The organism is Arthrobacter sp. 10L430 (assembly GCF_056395245.1).
In genome coordinates this window covers 338,529-353,149 of sequence record NZ_JBFTJD010000005.1, presented here as the reverse complement: position 1 = coordinate 353,149, position 14,621 = coordinate 338,529, and the positions used below count along the sequence as shown (strand labels likewise).

The window sequence follows — 14,621 nt, the reverse complement described above, 5'->3', positions numbered from 1 at the left end:
GATCCGGGAACGAATGCGGGCACAAAAAAGGGCCCCTCACCGAGGGGCCCTTCGCCGAGGGGACGACGGGAATCGAACCCGCGTAATCAGTTTGGAAGACTGAGGCTTTACCATTAAGCTACGTCCCCGAAAGAAGGCAGTTGTCGCAACTGCGGATCTTCGGGCTGGCTGTTGAAGCCGGATATAACTAAACCTAATTCATGCCCCACGTGTCAAATGTGCAAAGCCGGCGGGTATGAACGTAGACTGTCCTGTGCATTACGGGGTGTAGCTCAGCTTGGCTAGAGCGCCTGCTTTGGGAGCAGGAAGTCGCAGGTTCAAATCCTGTCACCCCGACTCTGCGGCCCGGGCCGATGGCCTGGGCAGAGAATCGCGTTTGCAGAACCCCATCCAACAAATCAGGAGTACTTAGACTGTGAAGAGCGCTGTCGAGAACCTCACCCCCACGCGGGTCAAGCTCAATGTTGAGGTCCCCTTTGAGGAATTGAAGCCCAGCATCGAAGAGGCATACAAGACTGTTGCTTCCCAGATCCAGGTCCCTGGCTTCCGTAAGGGCAAGGTTCCCTCCAAGCTGATCGACCAGCGCGTTGGCCGCGGCTACGTGCTGGAGACCGCCATCAACGAGGGCCTCAACGGCTGGTACCAGGCCGCCGTCCAGGAATCGGGCATCCGTCCGCTGAGCCGCCCCGAAGTTGAGATCACCGAGGTTCCGGACCCGTCGGCAACGGACGGTGAACTCAAGTTCCACGCCGAGGTTGACGTCCGCCCGGAGATCGAACTCCCGGAATACGCAGGCATCAAGGTTGAGGTGGCTGCAGCAGAGTCCTCCGACGCCGACGTCGACAAGGCTCTGGATGAGCTGCGCGGCCGCTTCGGCACGCTGAAGTCCGTGGACCGCCCGGCGGCCGACGGCGACTTCCTCACCATCGACATCACGGCCACCATCGACGGCGCAGAGGTGGACTCCGCTTCCGGTCTGTCCTACCAGGTTGGCGCCGGCACCATGCTCGAGGGCATGGACGAAGCAGTCACCGGCCTGAGTGCCGATGAGGACGCCATCTTCGACACCACCCTCGTAGGTGGCGACCACGCCGGCGAAGCCGCCCAGGTCAAGGTAGTGGTCAAGTCCGTCAAGGAGCGCGAGCTGCCCGAGGCAAACGACGACTTCGCCCAGCTGGCATCCGAGTTCGACACCCTTGCCGAGCTGCGTGAGGACCTTGCCAAGCAGGCTGCGGACTCCAAGGTCGTCGAGCAGGGCGTCGAAGCCCGCGACAAGGTCCTGGACAAGCTTGTTGAGCTCGTGCAGGTTCCCGTCCCGGAATCCGTTGTTGAAGAGCAGCTCGAGCAGCACTTCAACGCCGAGAACGCCCACGGTGAAGGCGAGCATGACACCGAGGAGCACCGCGCCGAGGTCAAGGCCAACACGGAGCGCGCCTTCCAGAACGAAATCATCCTCGATGCCATCGCCGAGAAAGAGGAAGTGGGCGTCAGCCAGAACGAGCTGATCGACTACATCGTCACCACTGCCAGCCAGTACGGCATGGACCCGAACCAGTTCGCCCAGATCATCGATCAGAGCGGCCAGGTCCCCATGATGGTGTCCGAGGTCCGCCGCCGCAAGGCACTGGCCGTCGTGCTCGGCCAGGCAGAGGTCACGGACTCCGAGGGCAACAAGGTTGACCTGAGCGACTTCGTCCGTCCTGCCGGCGAGGACGAGGCCGTGGCCGCCGAAGAAGAAGCTGCTGACGATGCAGCCGAGGTCGTCGCCAGCGACGATCCCGCGGCTGTGAAGTTCTAGCAGCTAAGTCGCACTGACAGCTTGACGGCAGCCCCCGGATCCGCGGATCCGGGGGCTGCTGTGTTTAACCTCCATGGCCGGCGGAAGGCGCCGCCTCAGCCGCCCGCGGCAGTCGTGCGCCGTCAGCGAACAGCGCGATTCCGACGAACAAAACCGCTGCGAAAGCAGTTAGTGTCCAAGTAGTGAAGTTCAGTGATGTCACCGTCACCAGCGAGAGGTAAGTACTTATGTCACAGCAAGCAGGGGCGCCCCGCATGGCAACTGTCGATCCGGCAGCCCAGGACAACTACATCTACAACCGACTGCTGAAAGAGCGCATCATCTGGCTTGGCTCCGAGGTCCGCGATGAAAACGCGAACGCGATCTGCTCGCAGCTGCTGCTCCTGTCGGCAGAGGATCCGAACAAGGACATCTACCTTTACATCAACTCTCCCGGCGGCTCCGTCACGGCCGGTATGGCGATCTACGACACCATGCAGTTCATCCCGAACGACGTCGTCACCGTGGCCACCGGGCTTGCTGCCTCCATGGGCCAGTTCCTGCTGTCCTCCGGCACTAAGGGCAAGCGTTACGCCACGCCGAACGCCCGCATCCTGATGCACCAGCCGTCCGGCGGCATCGGCGGCACGGCCTCCGACATCAAGATCCAGGCCGAACTGATCCTGCACATGAAGAAGGTCATGGCCGAACTGACTGCGGAGCAGACCGGCCAGACGGTGGACACCATCCTCAAGGACAACGACCGCGACAAGTGGTTCACCGCAACCGAAGCACTGGAATACGGCTTCTTTGACAAGATCTCCGCCCACGCCGGCTCTGTAGCCGGTGGCGGCGGAACTGCCCAGAACTAACCGGCACGCAGAGCGAATTGAATCCAGGAGTAAAGAACATGAACTACAACTTCGGCTCGACTGCCGGCAACCTGCCGACCAGCCGCTACGTGCTGCCCCAATTTGAAGAGCGCACGCCCTACGGCTTCAAGCGCCAGGACCCGTATACCAAGCTCTTCGAGGACCGCATCATCTTCCTCGGCGTCCAGGTCGATGACGCGTCCGCCGACGACGTCATGGCTCAGTTGCTGGTGCTGGAGTCCACCGACCCGGACCGTGACATCACCCTGTACATCAACTCGCCGGGCGGCTCCTTCACTGCCATGACCGCGATTTACGACACCATGACGTACATCCGTCCGGAAATCCAGACCGTCTGCCTGGGCCAGGCGGCCAGCGCCGCAGCCGTCCTCCTCGCTGCAGGAACGCCCGGAAAGCGTCTCGCACTGCCCAACGCCCGCGTGCTGATCCACCAGCCCTCGCTGTCCGGCGGCCAGGGAGGCCAGGCCTCTGACCTGGAGATCCAGGCGGCCGAGGTCATGCGGATGCGGTCGTGGCTGGAAGACACGCTGGCCAAGCACTCCGGCCGGACGCCGGAGCAGGTCAACAACGACATCGAGCGGGACAAGATCCTGACCGCGGCCGAGGCCATGAACTATGGCCTCATTGACCAGGTGCTGGATTCCCGCAAGATCAAGCCGCAGGCGATTGCAAGGTAGAAGCGGCTGTCCCCGGCGCCGGTGTGGTTCAGTTTTTTTGGACCGCACCGGCGTCCGGTTTCACCCTCTTGGGCCGAATGTGACCTAGAGTGGATGTAATCACGGCCAGACCGCGACGGGTGACCGTGATTCAAGCAACCGGTGCAAGGCTGCACTCGCAGCAAGATACTAAGGGGTTCACATATGGCTCGGATTGGCGAGAGCACGGATCTGCTCAAGTGCTCTTTCTGCGGAAAGAGCCAGAAGCAGGTGCGCAAGCTCATTGCCGGGCCCGGCGTGTATATCTGCGACGAGTGCATTGAACTCTGCAACGAGATCATTGAAGAGGAACTCGCAGAAGTAGCCGATCTGGGCAGTTTTGAACTGCCCAAGCCCCGGGAGATATTCGATTTCCTCCAGGAATATGTCATCGGCCAGGAACCCGCAAAGCGGTCCCTCGCCGTCGCCGTCTACAACCACTACAAGCGGATCCAGGCCGGCCACGCTCCCAAGAGCGGCAGCCTGGCGGACGGTGTCCACCATGACGACGTCGAGATCTCCAAATCCAACATCCTCCTGATCGGCCCCACCGGCTGCGGCAAGACCTACCTCGCGCAGACCCTCGCCCGCCGCCTCAACGTCCCCTTCGCCGTGGCCGATGCAACTGCCTTGACCGAAGCCGGGTACGTGGGCGAGGACGTCGAAAACATCCTGCTGAAGCTCATCCAGGCAGCGGACTACGACGTCAAGAAGGCTGAGCAGGGCATCATCTACATCGACGAGATCGACAAGATCTCGCGCAAGAGTGAGAACCCGTCCATTACCCGCGACGTCTCGGGTGAGGGCGTGCAGCAGGCGCTGCTCAAGATCCTCGAGGGCACAGTGGCCTCCGTTCCGCCGCAGGGCGGCCGCAAGCACCCGCACCAGGAATTCATCCAGATCGACACCACCAACGTGCTGTTCATCGTGGCTGGCGCCTTTGCCGGCCTGGAGGACATCATCGGCTCCCGGTCCGGCCGCAAGGGCATCGGTTTCGGGGCGCCGCTGAACGAGGTCAAGAACACCACTGACTCGTACGGCGAAGTGATGCCGGAGGACCTGCTCAAATTCGGCCTCATCCCGGAATTCATCGGCCGCCTCCCGGTGATCACCACAGTCTCGAATCTGGACCGTCCCGCGCTGATCCAGATCCTCTCCACTCCCAAGAATGCCCTGGTGAAGCAGTACCAGAAGATGTTCCAGCTGGACGGTGTTGAACTCGTGTTCGACGACGCCGCCCTGGACGTGATTGCAGACCAGGCGCTCGAGCGCGGGACCGGTGCGCGCGGACTACGCGCCATCATGGAGGAAGTCCTCCTGCCGGTGATGTTCGATCTGCCCAGCCGCGACGATATCGCCAGCGTTGTGATCACGGCGGACGTTGTAGCCAAGAAGGCGCAGCCCACCATGATTGCGCACGACGTCGTCGCGAAACGCCGGAATAAATCCGCCTAGATCTTCGCTGTCGCCTAAGCGTGCCCTGGGTACGCAACACCCTGATGACTTTTCGAGGAGATTCGCTGTGTCTGAAACCGCTGCCAACAAAGCTGATTTTTGGTTCGACCCCCTGTGCCCCTTCGCCTGGATCACCTCGCGCTGGATCGGTGAGGTGGAAGATGTCCGCGACATCACCACGGAATGGCACGTCATGAGCCTCTCCGTGCTGAACGAGGGCCGGGACCTGGAGCCCAAGTACCGGGAAGCCATGGACAAGGCGTGGGGACCCGTCCGCGTGATCATCGCCGCGCAGGAACAGCACGGCGACCGAGTGGTCAAGGACCTCTACGACGCCATGGGCACGCAGATCCACGACGGCGGCCAGAAGGATTTCTCGATTGTCATCAGCAAGGCCCTCGCCGACTGCGGTCTGCCGGCGGATCTGGCCCAGGCTGCAGAGTCCGACGCGTATGACCCCCAGCTGCGGGCGAGCCACGAACAGGGCATTTCCCTGGTGGGCCAGGACGTCGGGACACCCGTGGTGGCGTTCAACGGCACGGCGTTTTTCGGCCCCGTCCTGACCCGCATTCCGCGCGGCGAAGAGGCCGGCCGGCTGTGGGACGCCGCGGTCACACTGGCCTCGTTCCCGCACTTCTTCGAGATCAAGCGCAGCCGCACCGAAAGCCCCGCCTTCGACTAGCCGGGTGCCTGGTTGAAGGGACAAAGAGCCCCGGGAGAACTACATGCGAGTAGTTCTCCCGGGGCTCTTGCGCATCCAAATGAGGGGGACAACAATGGTTCTTACCCAATTCGAAAGAAAAGGGACGCAGGAACCAAAGATTCAGTGACACTCATCCGACGCAGCCTTCGGCAAAGTCAGATGATGGCTACCAGTGACAAGGTAGGAAGACCTGAAACTTCTGAGGATCTTGCCAGACCGTCATAGATGTCACCAGATGGCCGAAAGTCGAAGCCCCACCAACGGCAAAACGCTGATGGGGCTTCCCCTTTGCCCGGAAACTTTTAGCGGGCGTGCAATCCGGTCAGGCCGGCCCGGTCTCCTCGGCTGGAACCAGCACCACGTCGCTGACACTCAGTTCGCCGTCACCCGCTATCAGCGTGATTTCGCGGGCGTTGGAGGCCGCCTTCAGATCAGCCAGACCTGCCTTGAGCTGTGTGGTGAGGGATTCGGTGGCCGTGATGGTGGCAGACAGAACCTCGGTGCGCTGCTTGACCTTGGCCTCCGACTTCGCCTTCCGGATGCCGCTCAGGGCCAGGCCCACCGTCGCGAGCAGCGTGGTGTCTCCGTCCGCGACCTCAAGCGCCGCAGGCCATTCAGCGCGGTGTACTGAGGCGTTTCGCCACCAGCTCCAGACTTCCTCGGTGGCGAACGGCAGGAATGGCGCGAAGAGCCTGAGCAGGGTGTCCAGGCTGGTGGCCAGCGCGGCGAGCACTGAGGCCTGCTCTGTTTCACCCGCGGCCCCGTAGGCGCGGTCCTTGATGAGCTCCACGTAATCATCGGTGAACTGCCAGAAGAAGCTCTCCGTGATCTGCAGTGCCCGGGCGTAGTCGTAGTTCTCAAAGGCCTTGGTGGACTGCGCCACGACGTCGGAGAGCTGGGCCAGGACGGCGCGGTCAAGCGGGTTGGTGAGAACCGCGTGGTCGTCCGTTACCACCGAGTTTTCCGTCGCGCCCAGGTTCAGGACGAACTTGGAGGCGTTGAGCAGCTTGATGGCCAGGCGGCGGCCGATCTTCATCTGCGCAATTTCATACGCCGTGTCCGCGCCGAGCTTGGCCGAGCTGGCCCAGTAGCGGACAGCGTCGGAGCCGAACTCGTTGAGCACGTCCGTGGGCACCACCACGTTGCCCTTGGACTTGGACATCTTCTTGCGGTCCGGGTCCAGGATCCAGCCGGAGATGGCCGCATGCTTCCAGGGGGCCGTGTCCTGCAGGGCGTCTGCGCGCACCGCTGACGAGAACAGCCAGGTGCGGATGATGTCGTGGCCCTGCGGGCGGAGGTCGAACGGGAAGACCTTGGCGAAGAGCTCCTCGTCCCGGCTCCAGCCGCCAACTATATGCGGCGTCAGGGAAGACGTGGCCCAGGTGTCCAGGACGTCGGCGTCACCGGTGAAACCGCCCGGAACGTCGCGCTGTGCTTCGTCGTAGCCGGGGGCCGCGTCCGCGGCGGGATCCACGGGAAGCTGCTCGTCGGCGGGCACGACGGGGGCGTCGTAGTCCGGGTTCCCGTCCGCGTCCAGGGGATACCAGACAGGCACGGGCACGCCGAAGAAGCGCTGCCGGGACACCAGCCAGTCGCCGTTGAGGCCGGAAATCCAGTTCTCGTAGCGTGAGCGCATGAAGGCCGGGTGGAACTCGATCTCGTGACCGCGCCGGATCAGGCGTTCGCGGCGGTCCTCGTCGCGGCCGCCGTTGCGGATGTACCACTGGCGGGAGGTTACTACCTCAAGGGGCTTGTCGCCCTTTTCGAAGAAGTTGACCGGGTGCATGATCTTCTTCGGCTCGCCGTCGAGCAGTTCGGCCGCAGCGAGGAGCTCCACCACGGCTTCCTTGGCGCTGAAGACGGTCTTGCCGGCGATGGCGGCGAAAGCTTGCCGGCCCTCTTCCGTGGTGATCCACTCGGGCGTTTCGCCGATGATGCGTCCGTCGCGGCCAACAATGGCGCGGGTGGGCAGCTGGAGTTCCCGCCACCAGGTGACGTCGGTGAGGTCACCGAACGTGCACACCATGGCGATGCCGGAGCCCTTGTCGGCCTTGGCCAGCGGGTGGGCCTTGACCTCAAGCTCGACGCCGAAAAGGGGAGACGTGACCTTCTTGCCGAACAGCGGCTGGTACCGTTCGTCGTCAGGGTTTGCCACGAGCGCCGCGCAGGCGGCGAGCAGCTCGGGGCGGGTGGTCTCGATGTAGATCTTTTCGCCGTTTTCAGTAAAGAACGGGTAGCGGTAGTAGGCGCCGGCAACTTCGCGGTCCTCAAGCTCCGCCTGGGCGACGGCGGTGCGGAACGTGACGTCCCAGAGGGTGGGTGCCTCGGCCATGTAGGCATCGCCGGCAGCCAGGTTCTTGAGGAAGGCACGCTGGGACACGGCACGGGAGGTGTCGTCGATGGTGCGGTACGTGAGGTCCCAATCGACGGACAGGCCGAGGGTCTGGAACAGGTTCTCGAAAACCTTCTCGTCCTCAACGGCGAGTTCCTCACAGAGCTCGATGAAGTTCTGCCGGGACACGACGTCGAAGTCGCGCTGGTTCTTGGCAGCCTGTGCCGGCGGCCGGTAGTCGGCGTTGTAGGGGATGGCTGGATCGCAGCGGACGCCGTAGTAGTTCTGCACGCGGCGCTCGGTGGGCAGGCCGTTGTCGTCCCAGCCCATCGGGTAGAAGACGTTCTTGCCGGTCATGCGCATGTAGCGGGCCTGGACGTCGGTCTGCGTAAAGGAGAACATGTGGCCCACGTGGAGGGACCCCGATGCCGTGGGCGGGGGAGTGTCGATCGAGTAGACCTGCTCCCGGGTGGTGTCCGGGTTGAACTTGTAGGTTCCTTCGTCCAGCCAGCGCTGCGTCAGGGCAGCCTCAAGGCCTTCAAGGGCCGGCTTGTCGGGAACGTTGATGGGGGCGGTGGCGGGCGTGTCTGTACCCTGCGTTGATTCAGCCATGGGCCAATTGTTTCATGACCTTGGGCGGGAGCCTGCAGCAAACCACCCGGTGAACCTGCAGTAGCATGCCGCCTATGGAGAATGCAGACGGTCCTTTTGTGATCAAGCGCATTTACGAGGACCCCGCGGACGACGACGGCTGCCGGGTTTTGGTGGACAGGCTCTGGCCGCGCGGGGTCAGTAAGGAACGCGCCCGTCTTGAGCTGTGGCTCAAGGAAATCGCGCCCTCCCCGCCCCTCCGGCAGGAATTCGCCCACATGCAGGAGCGTTTCGCCGACTTCCGGGCGCAGTATGAAGCGGAACTCGAACAGAACCCCGCGGTGGGGCAGCTGCTGGACCTGGCCCGCGGCCACACGAGGGTGACGCTGCTCTACGGTGCGCGGGATCCGGAAGTGAACCACGCCCGGGTGCTGCTGGAGTTCCTACAGGCGAGACGCGGCTGAGGCATGCTCCGAATGCCGTTAGGGTGGTGCCATGACTGAGGTATCGAAGAACAAAGCAGCTGTCGTCACAGGTGCAAGCACCGGCATCGGCGAGGCGACCGTCCGGGCGCTGAGGGCCGAGGGGTGGACGGTTTATGCCGTTGCCCGGCGCCAGGAGCGGCTGGCCGCGCTGGAAGCTGAGACGGGTGCCGTCGGAATTCCGGCTGACATCGCCGAAGACGGTGACGTTGCCAGGCTCCTGGCCGAGGTGACCGCCGCAGGCGGCATCGACACCCTGGTCAATATCGCCGGCGGAGCCCGCGGTGCGGATCCGGTGGGGCAGGCCCAGACCGATGACTGGGAGTGGATGTACCGGGTGAACGTCCTGGGGACCATGAAACTCACTCGCGCCTTCCTCCCGATGCTGCGCGAAAACGGTGAGGGCACTGTCCTGAACCTGACGTCCACAGCGGGGCTCGTGGCCTACGAGGGCGGCGCCGGATACAACGCCGCCAAGTTCGCCCAGCACGCCATGACCGGAGCGCTTCGCCTTGAGGAAGCCGAAAACAATGTCCGCGTGATCGAGGTTGCCCCGGGGCTCGTCCAGACCGAGGAATTCGCCCTCAACAGGCTGGGCGACGCGCAAGCCGCCCAAAAGGTCTATCAGGGCGTGGAAAACCCACTGACGGCCGCCGATGTGGCGGACGTGGTGCGCTACGCCGTCTGCGCACCGCACCACGTGAACCTGGACCAGATCGTGATCCGTCCGGTCGCGCAGGCGGCCAACCACAAGCTGATCCGCAAGCAGGCCTGAACACCTGACGGTTCACTTGGGGTTGATGGGCGTATACGGCATGAAGCTGCCCCGGGCCTAGCCCGCTGCCGGGATCCTGAGCGTGGCCAAAACCGCGGCGTGGTCCGTTCCCGGGATCCGGTGCACGGCATAGCCGGAACTGGCGATCTGCGGGCTCGTGACGAGGTGGTCGATGGTGATCCCGGGCAGGGGCATGCCTTCCATCGGCCACGTGGGGACCAGCCGCAGGCCTGCGGCGGTTCCCACGTCAACTAACTTCAATCCGGAGCCGTTGGCGCCGCCGTCGAGCACCGCCCGGAACTCGGAATGGTCGTAGGTGGCGTTGAAGTCTCCGATCAGCAGGCGGTTGGCCGGCAGTCCGGCAAGACTCCCATGCGCGGCCGTCCCCGCAGCCGGACGATCCTGCGCAGCGAGCCGCCCGAGTGCCGCCAGGTCGCTGCGCCATTGGGCAACGCGGACGTCCACCGGCGGCAGCGCGTGCACGTTCGTGACGTCGAGCTTGCTTGTGCGGCCGGCGTCCTCGATCGCCAGCCGGACCGTAGGCATTTGGAACGGCGTGTCAGGCAACACCCCCAGGGCATGCATTGGATGGACAGAATAGATCGCGCTCCCGGCGCCGTCGTCCGTTGGACTGCTGATCCTGTGGGGCAACAGGCTTCCCAGCCCCTCGGATGCCAGCCTGTCCTCAAGGTCCTGGGTGTGTTCCTGAACCGTGAGCAGATCGACGCCGTTCTCCCGGACCAGGCGGACGATCTCCGCCGCATCGGCCTGGCCGAATTCGGAGTTGATGTTCATTGCCGTCAATGACGTGGCGGCGGCGGACTGACCCGGCAGGGAGCGCCCGGCGTCCAGGGGAAAGAGCCAGAACAGCTGGGCGGCCAGCAGCACCGCGGCCGCGGCGTTGACCCACACCCGGCGGCCGGCCAGCGCCAGCCCCAGAGCCAGGACGGCGGGAACCACCATCCAGGGCGTGAAAGACAGCAGCTGGACCACGGGCGTCGGCCATTGCGCGGGGACGGCCCGGAAGATCGACAAGGACGCCACAGGCACAAGGACGGCGAATGCCAGCAGCCGCCACGCGAAACCCCTGCCGTGGCTCGAAGTGGCGGATTGCGGGGATCCCGGGGGTTTCGAGGAAGCACGGCCTCGTTCCGAGGACGACGGGGCTGGGACTGTCATGGCATCGAGTCTAGGGAGGAAGCAGCGCTTGACGCCCGTTCTGGAGGGTCCCCTCGGTTATGGCGTCCGGGAGCACAGCCGTTAGACTGGTGCCAACAGCTTTGACCCGGCCATCACCGGTGAGCTTCCGGAAGAACCCCGGCCCGGTAATCATGAAATGACCGAACTCATGAACCAACCGTGCAGGCCAGTAGAACCGGACGGGTAAGCCCGTCACAGCAGTAATGAGCGGCCGGCGCCGGAACAGCTCCTTTGAGGGCCAGTCCCAGTGCCGGTAAGTGAGGTGGTACCGCGGTGCCGGCATCGTTGGGCAGTGACACTGGACAGTGACACGGGACAACGGCGTACGGGCCGTCCTCGCATCCTGAATGATCCACTTGTTCACCAGCTCAACCCAGGATGTCGAGATGACCTATTACCCCAAGGCCTCTGCCGCACCGTCAGGCGCCAACACCTCCGGCGTGTCTGCCTCCGTGAAGTTTCCGGAGATCGAGGAGCGCATCCTCAAGTACTGGGATGAGGACGGCACCTTCCAGGCAAGCATCGACCAGCGCCATCCGGACCTTCCCGGCGGAACGTCCGGCAGCAACGAATTCGTCTTCTACGACGGCCCTCCCTTCGCCAACGGCCTGCCGCACTACGGCCATTTGCTGACCGGCTACGCCAAAGACCTCGTGGGCCGGTACCAGACCCAGCGCGGCAAGCGGGTCGAGCGACGCTTCGGCTGGGACACCCACGGGCTGCCCGCCGAGCTGGAAGCCATGAAACAGCTCGGCATGACGGACAAGACCCAGATCGAAGCCATGGGCATCGACAAGTTCAATGACGCCTGCCGCGCGTCGGTGATGAAGTACGCCAACGAGTGGAAGGCGTATGTCACCCGGCAGGCGCGCTGGGTCGACTTCGACAACGACTACAAGACGCTCAACGTCGAGTACATGGAGTCGGTGCTGTGGGCCTTCAAGCAGCTGCACGAGAAGGGCCTGACCTACAACGGCTACCGTGTGCTGCCGTATTGCTGGAAGGACGAGACGCCGCTGTCCAACCATGAGCTGCGCATGGATGACGATGTCTACAAGAACCGCCAGGACCAGACCGTCACGGTGACCTTCCCCATCACGGCGGGGGACTCCGGGCTCTCCCGGCAGCTTGCCGGAGTCCAGGCGCTCGCCTGGACCACCACCCCCTGGACGCTGCCCACCAACCTGGCGCTCGCCGTCGGGCCTGCCATCACGTACGCCGTGCTGCCCGCCGGCCCCAACGGCGTCAAGGCCGCCTCCCCGGAGGCGCCGGTCACCGGCAGGTTCCTGCTCGCCGAAGATTTGCTCGGGACCTACGCTAAGGATCTGGGGTACGACGACGGTGCTGCCGCGGCCGCCGCCGTCACATCAACCCACACGGGCGCGGAGCTGGAGGGCCTCGAGTACGAGCCGTTGTGGCACGACTTCAGCGACACCGAAAAGTTCGGCACCGAGAACGCCTGGCGGATCCTTGTGGCCGACTACGTCACAACCACGGACGGCACGGGCATCGTCCACCAGGCACCCGCCTACGGTGAGGACGACCAGAAGGTCTGCGAGGAAGCGGGCATCCCCGTGGTCCTGTCCGTGGACGAAGGCGCCAAGTTCCTGCCGCTGTTCAAGCACGGCGCCCTGCACGACATCGCGGGGCTGCAGGTCTTCGAGGCCAACAAGCCCATCACCCAGGTGCTGCGCGCCCAGGGACGGCTGGTCCGCCAGGCCAGCTACGAGCACAGCTACCCGCACTGCTGGCGCTGCCGCAACCCGTTGATCTACCGGGCCGTGTCCTCCTGGTATGTGGAGGTCACCAAGTTCCGCGACCGCATGTCCGAGCTGAACCAGGAGATCAACTGGATCCCGGGCAACGTCAAGGACGGCCAGTTCGGCAAGTGGCTAGCAAACGCCCGCGACTGGTCCATCAGCCGCAACCGCTACTGGGGCAGCCCGATCCCGGTGTGGCAGTCCACCGACCCGGAGTACCCGCGCACCGACGTCTACGGTTCCCTCGCCGAAATCGAGGCCGACTTCGGCCGGCTCCCGCTGAACAAGGACGGCCAGGTCGACCTGCACCGGCCGTTCATCGACGAACTGACCCGCCCTAACCCGGACGACCCCCGCACCCCCGACGAGGGCCAGTCCGTGATGCGCCGCGTCGAGGACGTGCTGGACGTCTGGTTCGACTCCGGCTCCATGCCGTACGGCCAGGTCCACTACCCGTTCCAGAACGAGGCGTGGTTCGACACCCACAACCCCGCGGACTTCATCGTGGAGTACATCGGGCAGACGCGCGGCTGGTTCTACATGCTGCACATCCTGTCCACGGCGCTGTTTGACCGTCCTGCCTTCCGGAACGTGATCAGCCACGGCATCGTGCTGGGCTCCGACGGTCAGAAGATGTCCAAGAGCCTGCGCAACTACCCGGACGTGTCCGAGGTCCTGGACCGCGACGGCTCCGACGCCATGCGCTGGTTCCTCATGTCCAGCCCCATCCTGCGCGGCGGCAACCTCGTGGTCACCGAACAGGGGATCCGCGACGGCGTCCGGCAGGTCATCCTGCCGCTGTGGAACGTGTACAGCTTCTTCACCCTGTACACCAACGCGGCCAAGGGCGGGGACGGCTACGACGCCCAGCTCCGCTACGACGGCTACTCCGACACCCTGGACCAGTACCTGCTGGCCAACACCGGCGACCTGGTCCGCAACATGACCGCCCAGCTGGACAGTTATGACATCTCCGGCGCCTGCGACGAGCTGCGCAGCTACCTGGACATGCTCACCAACTGGTACGTCCGCCGCAGCCGCCAGCGCTTCTTCGACGAGAACGCCGACGCCTTCGATGCGCTGTACACGGCGCTGGAGGCGGTCTGCCGCGTCTCAGCTTCGCTGTTGCCGCTGGTCTCGGAGGAAATCTGGCGCGGACTCACCGGCGGCCGCTCCGTGCACCTGGCCGACTGGCCGGACGCCGATCTGTTCCCGGCCAATGCCGGTCTGGTCGAGGCGATGAACCGCGTCCAGCAGATCTGCTCCACCGGTTCCTCCCTGCGCAAGGCCGCGAACCTCCGCGTCCGCCTGCCGCTGCAGGAACTCACGGTGGTGGCACCGGGGGCGGATGCGCTGGGCGGGTTCGCTGCCGTCGTCGCTGATGAACTGAACCTGCGCTCTGTGCGCCTGCTGGATGCCGCCAGCGCCTCTCCGGAGGAGTTCGGCATCGAGCAGAAGCTCGTGGTCAACGCCCGGGCGGCGGGCCCACGCCTCGGCAAGAACGTCCAGCAGGCCATCAAGGGGTCCAAATCCGGGGACTGGTCGGTTTCGGACTCCGGCGTGGTGACCGCAGGCGGACTCGAGCTGGAGCCGCAGGAATACTCGCTGGAGACGGTGGTTGCCGAGTCCGACGGCGGTCCCGGCTCCGCATCTTCTGCCGTCGCAGTATTGCCCACCGGAGGCTTCGTGGTGCTCAACACCGAGGTCACCCCCGAGCTTGAGGCCGAAGGGCTGGCGCGGGACATGGTGCGCGCCATCCAGCAGGCACGCAAGGACGCCGGACTCAACGTGAGCGACCGGATCCGGACCACGGTCACCGCGGCACAGAACGTGGTGGACGCCCTGCTGGCCAACGCCGAACTCGTCAAGACCGAAACCCTGACCCTGGCGCTGGACACCGTTCCGGCCGGCTCAGGGGAACCCCTCATCACCGTCGAAAAAGCAGAGGCCTGAATCTT

At 64.5% G+C, this 14,621-nt stretch carries 10 protein-coding genes and 2 tRNA genes; 9 read left to right on the top strand and 3 right to left on the bottom strand.

The annotated features are described in order from the left end of the window. Nucleotides 1-57 precede the first annotated feature (57 nt). Nucleotides 58-128: transfer RNA gene (locus AC1DDG_RS08135), tRNA-Gly, on the bottom strand. 133 nt (nucleotides 129-261) lie between these two features. Between AC1DDG_RS08135 and AC1DDG_RS08130 the strand changes: the two genes are divergently transcribed. From AC1DDG_RS08130 to AC1DDG_RS08105, 6 genes are all read left to right on the top strand, one after another. Further along, a tRNA-Pro gene (locus tag AC1DDG_RS08130) sits at nucleotides 262-336 on the top strand. A gap of 79 nt (nucleotides 337-415) precedes the next feature. Then, on the top strand, nucleotides 416-1,798 hold the full coding sequence (gene tig / locus AC1DDG_RS08125) for a trigger factor (RefSeq protein WP_476875629.1): 1,383 nt from the start codon (nucleotides 416-418) through the stop codon (nucleotides 1,796-1,798). A gap of 254 nt (nucleotides 1,799-2,052) precedes the next feature. Then, complete coding sequence (locus tag AC1DDG_RS08120) at nucleotides 2,053-2,649, top strand: ATP-dependent Clp protease proteolytic subunit (protein ID WP_230119726.1); 597 nt, start codon at nucleotides 2,053-2,055, stop codon at nucleotides 2,647-2,649. 38 nt (nucleotides 2,650-2,687) lie between these two features. Continuing rightward, nucleotides 2,688-3,347, top strand: a complete 660-nt coding sequence (locus tag AC1DDG_RS08115; protein ID WP_230119727.1) for an ATP-dependent Clp protease proteolytic subunit — start codon at nucleotides 2,688-2,690, stop codon at nucleotides 3,345-3,347. Nucleotides 3,348-3,530: 183 nt separating this feature from the next. Beyond that, nucleotides 3,531-4,820 (top strand): ATP-dependent Clp protease ATP-binding subunit ClpX, encoded by a 1,290-nt coding sequence (gene clpX / locus AC1DDG_RS08110; protein ID WP_230119728.1) that lies wholly within the window; start codon nucleotides 3,531-3,533, stop codon nucleotides 4,818-4,820. A gap of 67 nt (nucleotides 4,821-4,887) precedes the next feature. Then, on the top strand, nucleotides 4,888-5,502 hold the full coding sequence (locus AC1DDG_RS08105; protein ID WP_476875628.1) for a mycothiol-dependent nitroreductase Rv2466c family protein: 615 nt from the start codon (nucleotides 4,888-4,890) through the stop codon (nucleotides 5,500-5,502). 343 nt (nucleotides 5,503-5,845) lie between these two features. On the opposite strand, the gene valS is transcribed toward AC1DDG_RS08105, so the two are convergent. Beyond that, complete coding sequence (valS, locus tag AC1DDG_RS08100) at nucleotides 5,846-8,467, bottom strand: valine--tRNA ligase (protein WP_476875627.1); 2,622 nt, start codon at nucleotides 8,465-8,467, stop codon at nucleotides 5,846-5,848. A 74-nt stretch (nucleotides 8,468-8,541) separates the two neighbouring features. Between valS and AC1DDG_RS08095 the strand changes: the two genes are divergently transcribed. Together AC1DDG_RS08095 and AC1DDG_RS08090 are read left to right on the top strand one after the other, a co-directional pair. After that, on the top strand, nucleotides 8,542-8,910 hold the full coding sequence (locus AC1DDG_RS08095; RefSeq protein WP_230119731.1) for a DUF488 domain-containing protein: 369 nt from the start codon (nucleotides 8,542-8,544) through the stop codon (nucleotides 8,908-8,910). Nucleotides 8,911-8,941: 31 nt separating this feature from the next. Further along, entirely contained in the window at nucleotides 8,942-9,703 is a 762-nt protein-coding gene (locus AC1DDG_RS08090) for an SDR family oxidoreductase (RefSeq protein WP_476875626.1), read from the top strand. A 57-nt stretch (nucleotides 9,704-9,760) separates the two neighbouring features. Here AC1DDG_RS08090 and AC1DDG_RS08085 read toward each other — a convergent pair whose 3' ends face one another. After that, a complete protein-coding gene (locus AC1DDG_RS08085; protein WP_476875625.1) occupies nucleotides 9,761-10,882 on the bottom strand; it encodes an endonuclease/exonuclease/phosphatase family protein in 1,122 nt (373 codons plus the stop codon). Nucleotides 10,883-11,289: 407 nt separating this feature from the next. Between AC1DDG_RS08085 and ileS the strand changes: the two genes are divergently transcribed. Further along, nucleotides 11,290-14,616, top strand: a complete 3,327-nt coding sequence (ileS, locus tag AC1DDG_RS08080) for an isoleucine--tRNA ligase (RefSeq protein ID WP_476875624.1) — start codon at nucleotides 11,290-11,292, stop codon at nucleotides 14,614-14,616. Nucleotides 14,617-14,621: the final 5 nt, after the last annotated feature.